Raw genomic sequence first — 17,245 nt, 5'->3', positions numbered from 1 at the left:
TGACACCATCACCTCCGTGCTCGATATCGGCTACGCCCTCTCCAACCGTTTCCCGGACCCCCCGCAGACCGACTACCGCCGCGCGGACGTCCACGCACTCCGCCACGACCTGTTCTGCGGTGACGTCTACCTCGCGGACACCAAGGCGGACCGGGAACTGTCCACAGCCTGGGGATGGGTGCCGGTGCTCGACTTCGCGTGGGCGCTGTGCGACATCGTGGAACTGCTGGACCAGGACCCCGCGGGCTCCCGCGCCGCCCGCCCCCAGTACGCCGAACTGGACTTCACCGAGTCCACCGACCGCATGCTCTTCCAGCGCCGCTTCGGGTGGGTGGACATCGAGTCCGACTGGATGCCGGCGGAGGAGCCGCCCCTCACCTTCTCCCACGCCGAACTCCGCAAGGAGTCACGCGACTTCCTCCACGACCTCCTGGCCGACCTGACGGACCTCCACGAGTCCCTCGACGAAAACCCAGCAATCTGGACGTTGCAGGCCCGCTTCCCAAGGCTCCCCTGACCCACCCCGAGGAATCCTCGCCCCCGCCGCCCCTACCCGTCCCATCCTCGGGGGCTCCGCCCCCGAACCCCCCTTTCGCGCTGAACGCGCTCGTCCTCAAACGCCGGACGGGCTGGATGGTGCCGACCGGGGCTGGAGGGCTGCGGTCGGGCTTGGAGGGTTACGGCCGGGGCTTAGAGATTGCGGTCAGGGCTTGGAGTCTGCGGTCAGGGCTTAGAGGTTGCGGCCAGGGCTGGAGAGTTGCGGTCAGGGCTTGGAGTCTGCGGTCGGGGCTGGAGAGTTGCGGTCAGGGCTTGGAGTCTGCGGTCGGGGCTTAGAGGTTGCGGTCAGGGCTTGGAGGGGTGCGGTCAGGGCTTGATCTTTCAGCGCCGGCCCGCATCTCCAGCCCGTCCGGCGTTTGAGGACGAGGCCGTTCAGGCCGAAAGGGGGGTCTGGGGGCGCAGCCCCCAGGGATGGGACGGGTAGGGGCGGCGGGGGCGAGAACAACCCGCCAGGCACCCCCCTCCCCCAATCGGACGCCAAGTAAGGGAACGGTAAAACGGGCCCGGTCGTTCACTCGGCATGACAGCTATGACCCCCGGCTCGAACATCCCTCTTCCCACCACACGCGTGACGGTGGACGTCACCGCCCCCGTGCGGCTCGACGTATCGAGCCTGCTGCTCACCGCCGACGGCAAGGTGCGCTCAGACGACGACTTCATCTTCTACAACCAGCCCACCGGCCCCGGCGTGACCTACCGCTCCGGCGGCGGCACCACCCCCGACTCGATCACGGTCGACACCACGGCCGTCCCCCCGGGCATCGAGAAGATCGTCGTCACGGCAAGCCCGGACGCCGCAGGCCAGAGCTTCCAGGGCATCGAACCGACGGCCACGATCCGCAACGCGGCCGACAGCTCCGTACTGGCCACGTTCACACCCCCACAGCTCGGCTCGGAAACGGCACTGGTGATCGTCGAGATCTACCTCCGCAACGGCGCCTGGAAGGCCCGCGCGGTGGGCCAGGGCTACGCGAACGGCCTGGCCGGCATCGCCACGGACTTCGGCGTGAGCGTGGAGGAACCGGCACCGGCCGCGGCCCCGGCCGCACAGCCGACCCCGGTCCAGCCCCCGGCACCCCCGGCGGCACCGCCCACCCCCACCCTCGGCTCGGTCTCCCCGCCGCCCGCCCCCGCCGCACCCCCGGCTCCCCCCGCCCCCACCCTCGGCGCCGGCAAGATCAACCTCGACAAGGGCCGCGTAAGCCTCCAGAAGAACCAGACCGTCTCCCTGGTCAAGGGCGGCCAGCCGCTCCTCTCGCAGGTCAAGATGGGCCTCGGCTGGGAGCCGGCGTACCGGGGCAAGGACATCGACCTGGACGCGTCGGTCATCGCGTACGGCCCGCAGCGCAACCACATCGACAGCTGCTACTTCGGCAAGCTCTCCATCGTGAACGGCGCGATCAAGCACTCCGGCGACAACCTCACGGGCGAGGGCGGCGGCGACGACGAGGTCATCGTGGTCGACCTGGGCCGCCTCCCCCAGGAGGTCACCGGCCTTGTCTTCGCGGTCAACTCCTTCTCCGGCCAGAAGTTCACGGAGGTGGCGAAGGCGTACTGCCGTCTCCTGGACGCCGCGACGGGCGAGGAACTGGTCCGCTTCGACCTGACCAGCGCCGAACCGCAGACGGGCGTGATCATGGCGAAGATGATCAAGCAGTTCTCGGGCGAGTGGGAGATGACGGCGATCGGCGACTTCGTGAAGTCCCGCACGGTCAGGGGCATGGTGAAGCCGGCAGCGCAGGCGCTGTAGCGAGCACAACCACGCACAGAAGCGGACCGTGGGGCGACACCGCCACCCCGTTCAAGCCCTCAAGCCGTCACCTTGGCGATGAACGCGGCAAAGTTCCCCACGGTCCGCCGGATCTTCTCCTCCAGAGTGATCGTCTCGTGGAGCCGCGCCCCGGCCCCCGCCTCCTTCCTGCCGCGCACATACAGCGAGCAGCACAGGTCACCACACATGTACGCCCCCACCGAGTTCCCCTGCTTCCCGGCCTTCCCCGCCCGCGGCGCGACCATCAGCGAAACGCCACCCGTGTGCGAGGTCAGACACATCGAGCACATGCTGCGCCGCGTCTGCCCGAAGGCGGGCGCCGCGCTGCGCAGGACAAGACCGGACAGACGACCGTCCAGCTCGGTGACGAGATAGGCACGGTCAGGGGCCTGCGGATCCCGCCACCCCAGGAAGTCCAGGTCCGCCCAGGGCCGATCGGCCAGATCACGCGGCACGGACAGGCGCCGCGCCTCACCCTTCGTGCAGTTCACGAACGCGGCACGGATCTCTTGCTCAGTCAGCGGTTCCATAACGGCAGGCTAATTTGCCTAAACGCTTTAGGCAAAAGCATAATGGCGTTAGCCACCAACCCGGGGGCAGGCCGAACAGGAGGAAGGTCATGGCACGCGCAGGACTGACCACGGAACGCCTGACCAGAGCCGGAGCGGACCTCGCCGACGAGGTCGGCTTCGACCAGGTGACCGCCTCGGAACTCGCCCGGCGCTTCGACGTCAAGGTCGCGAGTCTGTACTCGCACGTGAAGAACACCCACGACCTCAAGACCAGGATCGCCCTCCTCGCCCTGGAGGAACTCGCCGACCGGGCCGCCGACGCCGTGGCCGGACGCGCGGGCAAGGACGCCCTGACCGCCTTCGCGAACGTCTACCGCGACTACGCCCGGGAACACCCCGGCCGCGCCGCCGCCACCCGGATGAGACTCGACCCCGAGACTGCGGCGGCGAGTGCGGGCGTCCTGCACGCCCAGATGACCCGGGCGATCCTGCGCGGCTACGACCTCACGGAGCCCGACCAGACCCACGCGGTCCGCCTCCTGGGCAGCGTCTTCCACGGCTACGTCAGCCTGGAGCTGGCAGGCGGCTTCAGCCACAGCGCCCCCGACTCCCAGGAGACCTGGACCCGGACCATGGACGCCCTCGACGCCTTGCTCCGCAACTGGCCGGCCCCTTCCACCCGTTGACCCCCAGGTCTACCCGCTGACCCCCAGGCCGAGGACGGACATGCACACCGAACCCGAGTGGACCACCGAGCCCGCCACCACGCACACCCCCATCACCGCAGACCTCATACGCGGCGCCCTGGACCTGGAACACACCCCCCACGGCGTACTCCCCCACCGCCTGCCCGCCTGGGCCCGCGCCCAGAACACGGACCCCCAACTCGCCATGGCGGAGGCCCAACCCTCAGGCGTACGACTGGTCTTCCGCACCCGGGCGACCTCCGTCGAACTGGACACGCTGCCCACCAAGCGCACCTACGTGGGCGCCCCGCCCCGCCCGGACGGCGTGTACGACCTGCTCGTCGACGGCCGCCAGGCCGGCCAGGGCAGCGTGCGGACCGGCAACACGATCACCATCGACATGACCGCCGGAACCGCCGAACACCGCCCCGGAGAACCCGGAACCCTCCGCTTCACCGATCTACCCGACCGCATGAAGGACGTCGAGATCTGGCTGCCGCACAACGAAACGACCGAACTCGTAGCCCTCCGCACCAACTCCCCCACCGAACCCATACCCGTACCCCCACCGAACGAGGGCCGCAAAGTCTGGCTGCACCACGGCAGTTCGATCAGCCACGGCTCGGACGCCGCGAGCCCCACGACCACCTGGCCCGCGCTCGCCGCCTCCCTCGGTGGCGTGGAGCTGATCAACCTGGGCCTGGCCGGCAGCGCCCTGCTCGACCCGTTCACCGCCCGCGCGATGCGCGACACCCCCGCCGACCTGATCAGCGTCAAGATCGGCATCAACCTGGTCAACACCGATCTGATGCGGCTGCGCGCCTTCACCCCGGCCGTCCACGGCTTCCTCGACACCATCCGCGAGGGCCACCCCACCACACCGCTCCTGGTCGTCTCGCCCCTCTACTGCCCCATGCACGAGGACACCCCCGGCCCCACCGCCCTGGACCTCAGCACCCTCGACGCCGGTCAACTGCGCTTCCAGCCCATGGGCGACCCCGCCGAGCGCGCCGCCGGAAAACTGACGCTCAACGTCATCCGGGAGGAGCTGTCCAGCATCGTGAAACAGCGGTCGGCAGAGGACCCGAACCTCCACCACCTCGACGGCCGGGCCCTCTACGGCGAGTCCGACTTCGCCGAACTCCCCCTCCCCGACCAGCTCCACCCAGACGCGGCAACGCACCGCCGCATGGGCGAACGCTTCGCCGAACTCGCCTTCACCACAACGGAACCGCGCTCCTGGAACGCGAAGGCCTAGCGACGAACCAGAACGACGCACCAGAACAACGAACTAGAACAGCGCGCTGTACGCGTTCAAGGCGGGCTGCCCGCCCAGGTGCGCGTACAGCACAGTGGACTCCCGCCCGATCTCCCCGCGCGCCACGAGATCGACCATCCCGGCCATCGACTTCCCCTCGTACACGGGATCGGTGACCATCCCCTCCGTACGGGCGGCGAGCCGCATCGCGTCCAGGGTCGTGTCGTCGGGGATCCCGTACACACCGGCGTGGTAGCGGTCGTCCAGTTCGACGTCGGCCTGGGTCAACTCCCGCTTGAGGCCGATGAGTTGACCGGTGTTGTGGGCGATCCGCGCGATCTGCTCCTTGGTCCGGGCGGGCGCCGCCGACGCGTCGATGCCGAGCACGCGCCGTGACCGCCCGCCCGCCTCCTCCAGCGCGGCAAACCCGGCGACCATGCCGGCCTGGGTGGACCCGGTCACGGAGCACACCACGACGGTGTCGAAGAAGACGCCCAACTCCCTCTCCTGCTCGGCGACTTCGTACGCCCACCCGGCGAACCCGAGCCCGCCCAGCGGATGGTCGGAGGCACCGGCGGGAATGGCGTACGGCTTGCCGCCACCCTCCTCCACCTCCCGCAGCGCCAGCTCCCAGCTCTCCTTGAACCCGATCCCGAACCCGGCACGCACCAACCGCACATCCGCCCCGGCGAGCCGGCTGATCAGGATGTTGCCGACCTTGTCGTAGACGGAGTCGGGCCACTCCACCCAACTCTCCTGAACCAGAACACACTTGAGCCCAGCACGCGCAGCACAGGCCGCGACCTGACGGGTGTGGTTGGACTGCACCCCGCCGATCGAGACGAGCGTGTCGCATCCCTGGGCCAGGGCGTCGGCGACGAGGTACTCCAGCTTGCGGGTCTTGTTTCCGCCGTACGCCACACCGGAGTTGCAGTCCTCCCGCTTGGCCCAGAGGGCGGCACCACCGAGATGCGCGGTGAGCCGCTCCAGAGGGTGCACGGGCGAGGGCCCGAAGAGAAGGGGGTAACGCTCGTACGAGGAAAGGGACATGGGGTTCCTCCCGGTATCAGTGAGCCTCTTGGTCGGCTTCGTCGGCGAGCTGCTCCAGGCCTCGCCAGATCTCCGCGGTGACCCGGACCGCACTGTCCGCGTCACCCGCCGCGCAGGCCTCGATCAGCTGCTCGTGCAGCCCGGCCGAACGGCAGTTGCCGCCCTCCCCGAAGCGCCGCCGTTCCAGCCGGCGGATGAGAGGGGTGTAGCGGGCGACGGTGGCCGCTGCGGCCCGGTTGCCGCTGACGCGCACGAGCACGTCGTGCAACTCGTCGTCGGCGTGCAGGGCGGCATCCACGTCACCGACGCGCACGGCGGCGGCGAACCGCGCGTTGGCGGCCCGCATGACGTCAACGTCCGTGCCCCGCAACCGGGGTACGGCCACCCGCACCGCCAACTCGTGCATGGCCCCGACCACGGCGGCGGCGTCCCGCACCTCGGCGGCCACGACGGGAGTCACCCGCGTATAGCTCTGCGGCTTGCTCTCCAGCAGCCCCTCGTCGACAAGCCGCGAGAACGCCTCCCGCACGGGCGCCCGGGACAACCCGAGCCGCTCCGCCAGCTCGGCATCACGCACCACCGCCCCGGGCTCGATCTCCCCGGCGACGATGGCGTCCCGAATCGCTGAGTACGCCCGGTCCCTGAGCAGGGTCCGGGGGACGGGTCGTATCGCTGGTCCTATCGCCTCCACAACTGAAATGTTAGATGTCAGTCATGCGGACGCACAAGGGTGTGGCCCGCACCGAAGTACGGGCCACACCCCACGCAGCTCACGCAGCTCACTTCAAGCGCGACTCAGCCGACCCACGGCCAGTCCGCGTCCCGCGCACTCTCCAGCAGCGGAACCATCCGGAACGCCGCGTCCGAGAGCCCCCCGAAGGTGTGCCGGTTGGCCGCCCCCGACGGGCCGTGGCCCGGCCGGTACCCGGCGAGGTTCCAGGTGTAGACCGGCACGTCGGCCGGCACCTGCTGGGTCGGATCACCGTGCCGGCTGTACGCGTACTGCTCGTCGGTGACGATCAGCACCCGGTCGTGCTTCCTGTAGTGGCGCCGGACCGCCTCGGTCGTGTCGGTGCCGCCCAGGTCGCCGAAGCGGTCCAGGATCTTCAGCACCGACTCGCCCTTGCGGTACGTCACGCGCTTGCTCGACGTACCGAACTCGACGAGATCCGCGTCCGCCGCCCGCAGTGCGAGCGCCGAGCCGAAGATCGCCGCCGCGTCGGCCCGGGTGAGTTCCGAGCGCTCGGACAGCCGGGAGTAGAACATCGATCCCGAGCGGTCGACGAGGACCAGCGTCCGCCCGCCCAGCGCCGGCACATTGGCCAGCGAGTGGCCGAGCGCCTGCTCCAGCGGGTACGCCCAGCGCAGCGAGGGCGCGTGGCGGTACGCGGCGAGGTACCGGAAGGGGAACTGCCGCGAGCGCGCGACCTCGGCCGGGTCGCTGATCTTCGCCGCGACCCGCGCCGCGACCTCGTCGCTCACCCCCGCCTCGTCGAAGTTCCGCAGGTTCCGGACCAGTGCCATCGCCCCCATGGACGGAATGACCGCCTCCCAGGCCGCCCTGTCCATCGGCCCCTGCAGCCAGCCGGCCAGCGCCTCCCAGGTCATACCCGCGTCCGCCAACCGCTCGGCGCCCCGCGCCCCGGTCACGACCTTGCGACGCTTGGCGGGCCGCAGCGCCATCAGGTCACGGTGTGCGGTGAGCACGGGCAGCGACTTGGGGACGACGGCCGTGTCCGGGTTGTGCCGCCGGTCCAGCGCGTACTGGAACAGCTCGCCCTGCCACGGCTTGTCCGGGTCCGGCGCCGCGTGCACCAGGTTGAGGATGTCGCCGAAGCGGTAGCCCTTGGACGCGGTGTCGTACTTCAGCAGCGACTTGCCGCTGTAGAGCCGACGTACGGCGTCGGCGACACCGCGCTTGACGGGCTTGGGGATGTTCCGGCCGTACCGGGAGGTCCAGTAGGCGAGCAGCTCGCCGGGCTCGTCCGGGCGACGCAGTACGGAGTCGATGACCTGCCGGTTGGTCGGGCCGTCGGTGACGTTCGCGTCGAGGCGCGCCTTCACGTACTCGGCGGCGCCCACGATGGCGGCCGTACGGAGGTTGCCCTCGCCGCGCAGCCAGCCGAGCAGACCGGCCGTCCACGCCGGGTCGGTGACGGCGAGCCGGCGGACGAGCGCGCCGAACCGGTCGTCCCGGTCCTCGCCGCTCTCGTAGAAGGTCTTCTGGGCAACGAAGTTGGCGAGCGACAGCAGGAAAAGCTCCGAACGCTCGTCCCGCTCACGGCCACGGCCGCCCTCGTACGTACGGAGCACCCGCCCCGTCGAGGTGACCCGCGAAGTGGGCTGCGCCTTGGTGGCCTTGGTGTTGAATCGCGCCATGATGAATTCCCCCCCATTCGCCGGCACTTCGTGCGTGGAACGGTTGTTGTGGAGGGGAGGCACAGCAATAGGAAGGTGACCGAGATCGAAATCGGCGACGGTTGCTTATAAACTGGCGCGTCTTCCGTTCCGCCACACCGGCCCTGAGCCGATGACGGGATTCGAACCCGCATGAGGAGTCAACCCCACCAGTTCCCGAAGTATCCGCTGCCTGCGCACCGGTCACCCACCAATTGCTGCGCCTCCCGAGATCAAGTCGGCGGCGGCCTGGATTCTTTGAAAGAGAAGTAGCCGCAGCCTTCGCACCGGGAGGTGCGTGACGTTGTGATCTCACTGTAGGAGGCGCAGCACACGCCCGGCGAGCGAATTAATCAACCGCGCTTCTGCCGCTTCCAGGGCCCCGTAATGGCCAGCATGATCCCCGGCGTCTGGATGTTGGCGTACAAAGTCTTGCCGTCGGGCGAGAACGTCACGCCCGTGAACTCGCTGTATTCGGGCTCGTCTTCAGTACCGGCGTTGAGTTCGTTGCGGGCGATCGGATACGTCCGTCCGCTGTCCGTCGCGCCGAACAGGTGCTGGATGCCCTCGCCGTCCTCGGCGATGATCAGGCCGCCGTACGGGGAGACGGTGATGTTGTCGGGGCCGTCGAAGGCGCCGTCGACGGACGGGTCGGGGTTCACGCCGAGCAGGACCTTCAGGGTGAGCGTGCGGCGCCTGGGGTCGTAGAACCAGACCTGGCCGTCGTGCTGGACGGGGCTCTCGTCACGGGCGTACGAGGAGACGACGTAGGTGCCGCCGTCGCCCCACCACATGCCTTCGAGCTTGCGGGCCCGGGTGATCTCCCCGGTGCCGAACTGCTTGCGCACGTCGACCGACTTGCCGTCGCGGTCGGGTACGTCGACCCAGTCGACGCCGTACACCGTGCCGATCTTCGTGGCGCGGGAGAGGTCGTCGACGAACTTGCCCGCGGAGTCGAAGCACTTGGGCGCCTGGAGGGTGCCGGCGGTGTCGGAGAGGGTGCGGAAGGTGCCGTGGCCGTAGTGGAAGTGCTGCGGCGGAGTCCAGCGGTAGAGAAGGCCGTTGGGCGCGGCAGCGTCCTCGGTGAGGTAGGCGTGGCCGCGCTTGGGGTCGATGACGACGGCCTCGTGGTCGTAACGCCCGAAGAACTTCAGGGGCTTGGGGTTCTTGTTGGCGCGCTTGTCGCAGGGGTCGACCTCGAAGACGTACCCGTGGTCCTTGGTCATGCCGTTGACCCCGGCCCGGTCGGAGTTCTCCTCGCAGGTGAGCCAGGTGCCCCAAGGGGTGCTGCCGCCCGCGCAGTTGGTGGACGTACCGGCGATACCGACCCACTCGGCGACCTGACCGCCGGGACGCACCTCGACGACCGTGCAGCCACCGGACGCGGCGGGGTCGTACACCAGGCCCTCGGTGAGCGGCACCGGGTACTTCCAGTTGGCGCGCGGGCCCTTCAGCTCATGGTTGTTGACGAGGAGGGTCGTACCGCGCGGGCCCGCGAAGGCGGCGGTGCCGTCGTGGTTGGACGGGGTGATCTCCCCCGATTCCAGCTTGGTCTTCCCGCTGTACGTGATCACGCGGTACGAGAATCCGGCGGGGAGCGCCAGCAGCCCCTTGGGGTCGGGCAGCAGCGGCCCGTAGCCGACCCCGCCATGCCCGTGCCGGTCCGCCGACTCGGCCGTCTCCGTGGACGCGAGGGCGTTCGGCGCGGTGGCAAGGGCGCCGACACTGCCGGCCAGCACGACCCCGGCCGAGGTGATCGCGGAGTTCCTGCCGAAGTCCCTACGGGTGAGCGACATGGTGATGTCTCCTGTGACGGTGGACGAGCCGACCGCAACCGTCCCGCCCACGCTTGAACACGAGTTGAACGCAGGACGACGCCCCAGAGGCAGCTGCCCCGCAGGGGCAGCGCCGACAGGGGCGCGGGGAACTGCGCGACAAGCCACAACGCACCCGCAGCCGGGGCCGGTCCGCAGCACCCCTCACAGACTCCGCACCGCTCACCCCCCCTGCTGCGACCGCGCCTTGAACGCAGCCTTACGCGCCTCCTTAGCCACCCGCTTGTCCGGATGCAACCGCCCCATCGCCTCCAGCACATCCGCCGTAGCCGGATGCCCCACCCGCCAGGCCGCCTCGAAGAAACCCCCGTGCTGCTCGGCCAACCCCTCCACCAGCCCACGCAGCTCCGCCGAGTTGCCCTCGGCAGCCAGCTGCGCGGCCACCGTGTCGATGGTCAGCCAGAACACCATCGCCTCGGACGGAGCCGGCACGTCCGGCACGCCGTGCTCGCTGAGCCAGACCCGCGCGAGACCACCCAGCTCCGCGTCGTCGAGCACCTCGCGCAGCGCGGGCTCGGCCTCGGCACCGACGAGGGACAGGGCCTGCTGGCAGAGCAGCCGCCGCAGTGGCCCACCCGCGTCCGCGCCCCGCGCCGCCGCGAGCAACTCCCGTGCCGCGGCGAGGGGTTCGCGACGCGCCAGCCACTGTTCGGTCTCGGCCTGCGCGGCCGTCGCGGGGAAGGCCGCCGTGCCGTCGAGCAGCGCGTCCGCACCCTTGTCGGCGAGGTCTCCGACGGCGGGCGCCGCGAAGCCGGACTCCAGCAGCCGGGCCCGTACGCCGTACAGGCCGAGCGGGGTCAGCCGGACCATGCCGTAGCGGGAGACGTCGGTGTCGTCGCCCGTGAGCGCGCCCTCGGCGGGTTCGTCGGTGTCCGCCATGAGCGCCTCGTCGACGGGCCGGTAGGCGACGAGCCCGATGGGTTCGAGCAGCCGGAACTGGTCGTCGAGGCGCATCATCGTGTCCGAGACCTGCTCCAGGACGTCGTTGGTGGGCTCGCTCATGTCGCTCGGTACGACCATGGAGGCGGCCAGCGCGGGCAGCGGCACCGGGCTGTCGGCGGGGCCGCCCTCGCTGACGGTCAGCAGGTACAGGTTGGCGAGCACCCCGTCGAGGAGGTCGGCCTCCGCCTCGGGGTCCCAGTCCAGCTGGGAGAAGTCGACCTCGGCGCCCTCGTCCATGGCGTCGACGAGATCGTCGAGGTCGGGCACGCTCGCGTCGGCGAGGACGGTCTCCAGCGCCGCGAGCCAGACCGCGAGCACGTCGTGCGGTGCCCCGGCGGTGAGCAGCGCCAGGTCCTCGCCCGCCGTGACGGTGCCCTCGTCCTCGTCGACGACCTCGACGAGCCCGCTGTCCACGGCGACCCGCCACGCCTCACTGGCGTGCGCGAGCGCGTCCTCGACCGTGAGAGCCTCCCCGGCGCCCTGGCCCCCGATCAGCCCCAGCGCCTCCGCCGCGGCCGGCAGCTGCTCCTCGACGAGTTCTCCACCGGCCCCGACCCGGGTGTCCGGTCCGGCCCAGCGGGCGAGCCGGACGGCGCGGGAAACCAGCGGGGCGGCGAGCGCGTCCCGCGCCAACTCCGCTTCGGAGTGCAGTCGCACCGGCGGCAGGGGGGAGCTGTCTGACATCGGCTGTTTTCTCCTCAGGCGCCCGAAGGGCCGTACGGCGGCTCCCGGTACGCATCCGGTACGCATCCGAAGTCCGACGACGGCGTCTGACGACCGTACGGCGTTGTGTTGAAGGCCGTACGACTCAGCCGCTCAGCCTAGACGGATTTGGCACCATGCCGCCCGGTTCATGAACCTGCCAAAGGCGGTAGATGGCTGAAACCTTGACAAGTGGCCTGACCAGGCAGGAGATTGACGCGCGTAGAAGTGAGTGGAAGTCGAGTGGGCGTCGAGTGGATATCGGTTCACCGCATCCCCTTGCCTTCCGCCGTGTTCCATCGTGTTCACTGTTCTCCCAAGCCGGGCGTTCACTGTCGATCGCCCGGTGCACGAGCCTTCGGTGCGGAGCCTTTCGTACCGGGTGTTCACCGGATGTCTACGCGCGTCGCCAGCCGCCCAGCAGGCCGCGTTCCCCCCACGGCACCACCCTTGTCACCTTCTTCACCACCTTCGTCCCGGCACCCATGCTTGTCCCCGGAGGGATCCCGTTGCCGAGCAAGTCTTCCGCGCGCCTCGGCGCGCTCACTGTCGCCGCCGTCTGTTCCACGGTCGCCACCCTGGTGGTGATTCCGTCGTCCGCGCAGGCCGACACCGTGCGCATTCATGACATCCAGGGCACCACGCGCCTGTCCCCGCTCGCGGGTGAGAAGGTCACGGACGTGGCGGGAATCGTCACCGGCGTCCGTACCTACGGTTCGTCGCGCGGTTTCTGGATCCAGGACACGGCCCCGGACGCCGACCCGGCCACCAGCGAGGGCGTCTTCGTCTTCACCAGCTCGAAGCCGACCGTCGCCGTCGGCGACTCGGTCACCGTCACCGGCACGGTCTCGGAGTACGTGCCCGGCGGCACCTCGACCGGCAACCAGGCGCTGACGGAGATCGTCAAGCCGACGGTCACCGTCGTCTCCAGCGGCAACGCGGTCCCGGCCCCGACGGTCGTCGACGCCAGATCCGTGCCGGCCGCCTACACCCCGGCCGGCGACACCGCCGCGAGCGGCTCGGTGAACGCGCTGACGCTGCAGCCCAAGAAGTACGCCCTGGACTACTACGAGTCCCTTGAGGGCATGAACGTCCAGGTCAAGGACGCCCGTGTGGTCACCGCCACCGACCCGTACACCGAGCTGTGGGTCACGGTGAAGCCGCGCGAGAACTCCAACCGCCGTGGCGGCACGGTGTACGGCTCGTACACCTCGCAGAACACCGGCCGGATCCAGATCCAGTCCCTGGGCGCGGTCGCCGACTTCCCGGCGGCGAACGTCGGCGACAGCCTCACCGGCACCACCACCGGCCCGCTGGACTACAACCAGTTCGGTGGCTACACCCTCGTCGCCAACGAGATCGGCACCCTGAAGCAGGGCGGCCTGGAGCGCGAGACGACCCGCAAGCAGTCGCGGAACGAGCTGGCGGTGGCGACGTACAACGTCGAGAACCTCGACCCGTCCGACGCCACGTTCGAGGAGCACGCCGCCGCGATCGTGCACAACCTGCAGTCGCCCGACATCGTGTCCCTGGAGGAGATCCAGGACAACAACGGCGCGACGAAGGACGGCACGGTCGCCGCCGACCAGACGGTCCAGAAGCTGATCGACGCGATCGTGGCCGCAGGCGGCCCGACGTACGACTGGCGTTCCATCGACCCGGTCGACCTCGCGGACGGCGGCGAGCCCGGCGGCAACATCCGCCAGGTGTTCCTGTTCAACCCGGCGCGGGTCTCCTTCACCGACCGCGCGGGCGGCGACGCGACGACCGCCACCGGTGTCACCAAGGACCACGGCAAGGCGGCGCTGACGCTCTCCCCGGGCCGGATCGACCCGGCCGACGCGGCCTGGACGAACAGCCGCAAGCCGCTCGCGGGCGAGTTCGTCTTCCGCGGCAAGACCGTCATCCTGATCGCCAACCACTTCTCCTCGAAGGGCGGCGACCAGGGCCTCACCGCGCAGTACCAGCCGCCGACGCGCAGCTCGGAGACCCAGCGTCACCTCCAGGCGACCGCGGTGAACACGTTCGTCAAGGACATCCTGAAGGTCCAGAAGAACGCGCACGTGATCACGCTCGGCGACATCAACGACTTCGAGTTCTCCGACACCACCGAGCTGCTGGAGGACGGCGGCGCGCTGTGGTCGGCGATCAAGTCGCTGCCGAAGAGCGAGCGTTACACCTACGACTACCAGGGCAACAGTCAGGTCCTGGACCAGATCCTGGTCAGCCCGTCGATCAGCCGTGGCTGTGACTTCGACTACGACTCCGTGCACATCAACTCGGAGTTCAACGACCAGATCAGCGACCACGACCCGCAGGTGCTGCGCTTCAAGCCGTAACCAGCCGTGACTCCCAGTGGTTCAGGCCTGGTTGAACACGCCGTTCAGCCAGGCCTGCCACTCGGCCTCGCACTCCTTGATGTCGCCGGTCTCGGCGCCCGGCGTGAAGTCGTGCAGGGAGATGCCGACGGGGTAACCCCAGTGGTTGCGCCCGAAGATACGGGTCAGCCCCCGGTCCGTCCGCAGCCCGATGAAGTACGGGTCCCGGAAGTCGACCACGGCCTCGAACACGTCGGGCCCCTGGACAGTCACCCGCGCACCCGCGGCCACGTCCTCCCCAAGACCCAGCGCCCGCGCGACGACGGCCAGCGCATCGGGCGCCTTGGAACCCTCGGGCCCGTCGAAGGTGGCGAAGGCGGCCGGCCGGGGCGCGAAGTGGGTGAGGTACTCGCGCAGGGTGTGCAGATAGAAGTCGGTGTGCTTGGCGGCACCGTCGTACTGGTTGTCCCAGTCGTCGACGAAGATCCCGCTGTGCACGTACCGCACCCAGGCGCGGCGGCCCTCGTCGCGCGGCTCGACGGTGTAGTCGAGCTGGTTGAGGGTCTGTTCGGACATCCCCTCGACGTCCTCGACGCGGTTGGTGTAGCGGTGCGGCGGGTCCCAGGCGGTGACCGTCGACCCGAAGGGCCCCTTTCCGCCGACCCTGGGCTCGGGCGGCTCCATCGGCCACAGATAGCCGTCGGTTCCGCTGGTGACCGCCGCCCACACCTGCTCCGGAGTGGCGTCGACCTCGAACTCCCGGACGATCTCGAACTCTTTGGACATGACGAACTCCTGACTATTCCAACTCGGTCTGCTTGAGCGTGGGATGGACGGCCACGACGATCCGGTGGTCACGGCCACCGTCGGCATCCGGCGAGTCGTACTTGCGCACCAGCGCGGCCACCCCCGCCGTCAACTCCTCGACGAACGCGGCCCGTTCACCCGCCGAGGCGAATCGCACCTCGCCGTCCAGCGCGTACGTGGCGAGCCCCTTGCGGGCCTTCGTCGCGCCGGTGATCAGCGCCCCGACATCCCGCACGAGCCGCGCCCCGACCGCCAGCAGCCAGCGCGCGGAGAGCTGGTCCCGGAAGCGGTCGGGATCGGGCTGTACGGCGGCCAGGGCGAGCGGCGAGATGACGTACGACGCGGCGGTCGCCTGCATGAGCCGCTCGGTCACATTGCCCTTGCGGCGCTCCCCGGCCAGCTCGACCAGTCCGTGCCGCTCCAGCGCCTTGAGGTGGTAGTTCACCTTCTGTCGGGGCAGTCCGACCCGGCCGGCCAGCATGGCGGCCGACGCGGGCCCGGCGGCCAGCTCGGCGAGCAGCCGGCCCCTTATGGGGTCCAGCGAGACGGCGGCGGCGGCCGGGTCCTCGATCACGGTGACGTCCAACATGGCTCCACCGTCTCACCGAACACTTTTTTTGTCCAGGGGAGAAAAGTATTCGGTGAGAGGCTGGCGCGAGGCCCGGATCACTCAGGGACGAGCCCCAGGGCGTACGAGTACCGGCGGGCCGTGAACTCCTTCACCGCGGGATACGTCCGGATGCGCTCCCACTCAGGGTCGGGCGAGCCGATGCCCTCCCCCGGCGCGGCGATGGCGGCGTCGTAGGACTCCGCACTCTCCCACTCGGCGTAGTTCAGGACGTGGGTGCCGTCCTGGCTGAGGTGGAAGTGCGCGGAGATGAGCCCGCGGTCGCTCTCCGGCGGCTCGACGAGGGCGTCGAGCACCAGATCGACCCAGGGACGCCGCTGCTCAACAGCCCCCTCCACGAAGTCGATCCGGACGAGCACGACGAGCCCGGCCACCCGCGTGTCACCGGCGACCCGCTCCCGACTGCGGTACCTCCGGTACCGGTCGAGGGCGACCCGCTCGATCCCCGGTACGGCGGTGTCGATCTCGTCGACGCGCTCCTGCCGCTGGGTCTTGACGAAGGCCTCGTAGTCCTGTTCGCGGGCCCACTGGGAGTGGTGGAGGAGGGTGGTCCCGTCGTGCCCGGCGTAGACGTAGTAGCCGAGCCCTCCCTCGGCGGGCCAGGCCCGGCGCTCCCAGGTCGCGGCGATGGCCTCGACGGTCTCCCGCTGCCGCTCGGGCGTACCGACCCGCCAGGTGCTGAAGAAGGGCGCCGGGGCGTCCGGGCGGGTGAGATCGGGGTGCGTGTGGGTACGACGGGCCATGACGGCCTCCGTTTGGTCGGCAACGTGTGTACGCCGACCAGCCTCCGACCTCGACCATGATTGAGGTCAAGCCCTATTGGAAGCCGAGGCCAACTCCCTTACCCCTTGGGCCCGTTGCCAGACCCCCCTTCCTCCAGCCCCGCCAACTGGCTCTGGAACCAGTCGAGCCGGGCCTGCAACAGCGCGGCCTCGGCGACGAGTTCGGGCACCCCGAGCCCTTCGGCGGAGCCGAGTTGACCGGCGGCACCCGCCACCGCGCCGCCAACGCTCCCCGCGACGACCCGAAGCCCGTCCCCGGCCAGCCGGGCGAACCCGGCGAGCGACACGGACGTACGCCCTCGTACGCAGCCCGCGCACGCGGCGGCCAGGCCGAGCCAACCGGGCCTGCCCCAGCCGGCGTCGGCGAACGCGACGGCGACCGCGCCGCAGGCGCAGGGCCCGACGGTCGCGACACGCACCCGCTGACGGGCGTACCGGAAGCCGAGTTCGAAGCGGATGTAGGCACCGAGGACGGTGACGTCGAGCAGGACGGCCGACCGGTGCTCGCCGGTGCACAGCAGCCCCTCCGCCGTCGCCCGGTCGTGCACACAGTGGAAGCCGCAGTCGCAGCGGCGGTGCGGCGCACGGTGTCGCAGGCCGTAGACGCAGGACGCGTCGGCGAGGACTCCGTACGGCAGCGCACCGCCCAGCGACACCCCGGTGAACCCGGCCCGGGTGCCGTCCTGGGACAGCACCGGGTGGGCGATCTTGTATCCGGTCGGCGGCTCCGCCGGACGTTCCTCGGGGAGCCGCAGCCTCATCGGGCGACCGGGACCTCTTCGACGGAGGCTTCCAACTCCCGCACTTCGTCAGGCAGTTGGAGTTCCTCCTCCTGGACGGGAACCTGCTCCTCCGCGACACCGGTGGCGAGTGCCTTGCCGAGCCTCATGACGCCTCCCATGACTGCTGTTCGGTGACCGTTCCGGCCATGGTGACTCATGGGGGCCCGAGTTGGCACTAGGGCCTAACACTCCGCGTAGCAGGTCTTACAAATACCCG

At 69.9% G+C, this 17,245-nt stretch carries 16 protein-coding genes; 5 read left to right on the top strand and 11 right to left on the bottom strand.

Annotation, left to right across the window (positions count from 1 at the left end; translation table 11 throughout):
• Nucleotides 1–16 precede the first annotated feature (16 nt).
• On the top strand, nucleotides 17–517 hold the full coding sequence (locus ACWDR4_RS20395) for a hypothetical protein (RefSeq protein ID WP_450410298.1): 501 nt from the start codon (nucleotides 17–19) through the stop codon (nucleotides 515–517).
• A 570-nt stretch (nucleotides 518–1,087) separates the two neighbouring features.
• Nucleotides 1,088–2,308, top strand: a complete 1,221-nt coding sequence (locus ACWDR4_RS20390) for a TerD family protein (RefSeq protein WP_450410456.1) — start codon at nucleotides 1,088–1,090, stop codon at nucleotides 2,306–2,308.
• Between the two features lie 59 nt (nucleotides 2,309–2,367).
• Here the strand turns inward: ACWDR4_RS20390 and ACWDR4_RS20385 are convergent, their stop codons facing one another.
• Entirely contained in the window at nucleotides 2,368–2,859 is a 492-nt protein-coding gene (locus tag ACWDR4_RS20385; RefSeq protein ID WP_450410296.1) for an FBP domain-containing protein, read from the bottom strand.
• 89 nt (nucleotides 2,860–2,948) lie between these two features.
• Here ACWDR4_RS20385 and ACWDR4_RS20380 point away from each other — a divergent pair, with 89 nt between their 5' ends.
• Both ACWDR4_RS20380 and ACWDR4_RS20375 read left to right on the top strand, forming a co-directional pair.
• Nucleotides 2,949–3,527, top strand: coding sequence for a TetR/AcrR family transcriptional regulator (locus ACWDR4_RS20380; protein WP_450410294.1), 579 nt, complete (start codon nucleotides 2,949–2,951; stop codon nucleotides 3,525–3,527).
• Between the two features lie 40 nt (nucleotides 3,528–3,567).
• Nucleotides 3,568–4,785 carry a GDSL-type esterase/lipase family protein gene (locus ACWDR4_RS20375; RefSeq protein ID WP_450410292.1) on the top strand — a complete coding sequence of 406 codons (1,218 nt, stop codon included), beginning with the start codon at nucleotides 3,568–3,570 and terminating at the stop codon, nucleotides 4,783–4,785.
• Nucleotides 4,786–4,818: 33 nt separating this feature from the next.
• Here ACWDR4_RS20375 and ACWDR4_RS20370 read toward each other — a convergent pair whose 3' ends face one another.
• The 5 genes from ACWDR4_RS20370 to ACWDR4_RS20350 form a co-directional block, all read right to left on the bottom strand.
• Nucleotides 4,819–5,835 (bottom strand): 1-aminocyclopropane-1-carboxylate deaminase, encoded by a 1,017-nt coding sequence (locus ACWDR4_RS20370; RefSeq protein ID WP_450410290.1) that lies wholly within the window; start codon nucleotides 5,833–5,835, stop codon nucleotides 4,819–4,821.
• 16 nt (nucleotides 5,836–5,851) lie between these two features.
• Complete coding sequence (locus ACWDR4_RS20365; protein WP_450410288.1) at nucleotides 5,852–6,526, bottom strand: GntR family transcriptional regulator; 675 nt, start codon at nucleotides 6,524–6,526, stop codon at nucleotides 5,852–5,854.
• Nucleotides 6,527–6,630: 104 nt separating this feature from the next.
• Complete coding sequence (locus ACWDR4_RS20360; RefSeq protein ID WP_450410286.1) at nucleotides 6,631–8,214, bottom strand: TROVE domain-containing protein; 1,584 nt, start codon at nucleotides 8,212–8,214, stop codon at nucleotides 6,631–6,633.
• 371 nt (nucleotides 8,215–8,585) lie between these two features.
• Nucleotides 8,586–10,028 carry an alkaline phosphatase PhoX gene (locus tag ACWDR4_RS20355; protein ID WP_450410284.1) on the bottom strand — a complete coding sequence of 481 codons (1,443 nt, stop codon included), beginning with the start codon at nucleotides 10,026–10,028 and terminating at the stop codon, nucleotides 8,586–8,588.
• A 201-nt stretch (nucleotides 10,029–10,229) separates the two neighbouring features.
• Entirely contained in the window at nucleotides 10,230–11,693 is a 1,464-nt protein-coding gene (locus ACWDR4_RS20350; RefSeq protein WP_450410282.1) for a hypothetical protein, read from the bottom strand.
• Nucleotides 11,694–12,220: 527 nt separating this feature from the next.
• Here ACWDR4_RS20350 and ACWDR4_RS20345 point away from each other — a divergent pair.
• A complete protein-coding gene (locus ACWDR4_RS20345; protein WP_450410280.1) occupies nucleotides 12,221–14,050 on the top strand; it encodes an endonuclease/exonuclease/phosphatase family protein in 1,830 nt (609 codons plus the stop codon).
• 21 nt (nucleotides 14,051–14,071) lie between these two features.
• Here ACWDR4_RS20345 and ACWDR4_RS20340 read toward each other — a convergent pair whose 3' ends face one another.
• The 5 genes from ACWDR4_RS20340 to ACWDR4_RS20320 form a co-directional block, all read right to left on the bottom strand.
• Entirely contained in the window at nucleotides 14,072–14,815 is a 744-nt protein-coding gene (locus ACWDR4_RS20340) for an SRPBCC family protein (protein ID WP_450410278.1), read from the bottom strand.
• 13 nt (nucleotides 14,816–14,828) lie between these two features.
• Nucleotides 14,829–15,425 carry an ArsR/SmtB family transcription factor gene (locus ACWDR4_RS20335; protein ID WP_450410276.1) on the bottom strand — a complete coding sequence of 199 codons (597 nt, stop codon included), beginning with the start codon at nucleotides 15,423–15,425 and terminating at the stop codon, nucleotides 14,829–14,831.
• A gap of 77 nt (nucleotides 15,426–15,502) precedes the next feature.
• On the bottom strand, nucleotides 15,503–16,207 hold the full coding sequence (locus ACWDR4_RS20330; protein WP_450410274.1) for an antibiotic biosynthesis monooxygenase: 705 nt from the start codon (nucleotides 16,205–16,207) through the stop codon (nucleotides 15,503–15,505).
• A 98-nt stretch (nucleotides 16,208–16,305) separates the two neighbouring features.
• On the bottom strand, nucleotides 16,306–17,007 hold the full coding sequence (locus tag ACWDR4_RS20325; RefSeq protein WP_450410272.1) for a hypothetical protein: 702 nt from the start codon (nucleotides 17,005–17,007) through the stop codon (nucleotides 16,306–16,308).
• Nucleotides 17,004–17,135, bottom strand: a complete 132-nt coding sequence (locus tag ACWDR4_RS20320) for a hypothetical protein (RefSeq protein ID WP_450410270.1) — start codon at nucleotides 17,133–17,135, stop codon at nucleotides 17,004–17,006. The genes ACWDR4_RS20325 and ACWDR4_RS20320 overlap by 4 nt, the downstream gene beginning before the upstream one ends.
• Nucleotides 17,136–17,245 lie beyond the last annotated feature (110 nt).

The organism is Streptomyces sp. NPDC000878, assembly GCF_053599695.1.
This window is presented reverse-complemented; position numbering and strand designations above follow the sequence as displayed.

Excerpts from the sequence above, each read along its gene's own strand:
- ACWDR4_RS20390 (WP_450410456.1), top strand. The coding sequence starts at position 1,088 with ATGACCCCCGGCTCGAACATCCCTCTTCCCACCACACGCGTGACGGTG.
- ACWDR4_RS20385 (WP_450410296.1), bottom strand. The coding sequence starts at position 2,859 with ATGGAACCGCTGACTGAGCAAGAGATCCGTGCCGCGTTCGTGAACTGC.
- ACWDR4_RS20380 (WP_450410294.1), top strand. The coding sequence starts at position 2,949 with ATGGCACGCGCAGGACTGACCACGGAACGCCTGACCAGAGCCGGAGCG.
- ACWDR4_RS20375 (WP_450410292.1), top strand. The coding sequence starts at position 3,568 with ATGCACACCGAACCCGAGTGGACCACCGAGCCCGCCACCACGCACACC.
- ACWDR4_RS20370 (WP_450410290.1), bottom strand. The coding sequence starts at position 5,835 with ATGTCCCTTTCCTCGTACGAGCGTTACCCCCTTCTCTTCGGGCCCTCG.
- ACWDR4_RS20360 (WP_450410286.1), bottom strand. The coding sequence starts at position 8,214 with ATGGCGCGATTCAACACCAAGGCCACCAAGGCGCAGCCCACTTCGCGG.
- ACWDR4_RS20355 (WP_450410284.1), bottom strand. The coding sequence starts at position 10,028 with ATGTCGCTCACCCGTAGGGACTTCGGCAGGAACTCCGCGATCACCTCG.
- ACWDR4_RS20350 (WP_450410282.1), bottom strand. The coding sequence starts at position 11,693 with ATGTCAGACAGCTCCCCCCTGCCGCCGGTGCGACTGCACTCCGAAGCG.
- ACWDR4_RS20340 (WP_450410278.1), bottom strand. The coding sequence starts at position 14,815 with ATGTCCAAAGAGTTCGAGATCGTCCGGGAGTTCGAGGTCGACGCCACT.
- ACWDR4_RS20335 (WP_450410276.1), bottom strand. The coding sequence starts at position 15,425 with ATGTTGGACGTCACCGTGATCGAGGACCCGGCCGCCGCCGCCGTCTCG.
- ACWDR4_RS20330 (WP_450410274.1), bottom strand. The coding sequence starts at position 16,207 with ATGGCCCGTCGTACCCACACGCACCCCGATCTCACCCGCCCGGACGCC.
- ACWDR4_RS20325 (WP_450410272.1), bottom strand. The coding sequence starts at position 17,007 with ATGAGGCTGCGGCTCCCCGAGGAACGTCCGGCGGAGCCGCCGACCGGA.
- ACWDR4_RS20320 (WP_450410270.1), bottom strand. The coding sequence starts at position 17,135 with ATGAGGCTCGGCAAGGCACTCGCCACCGGTGTCGCGGAGGAGCAGGTT.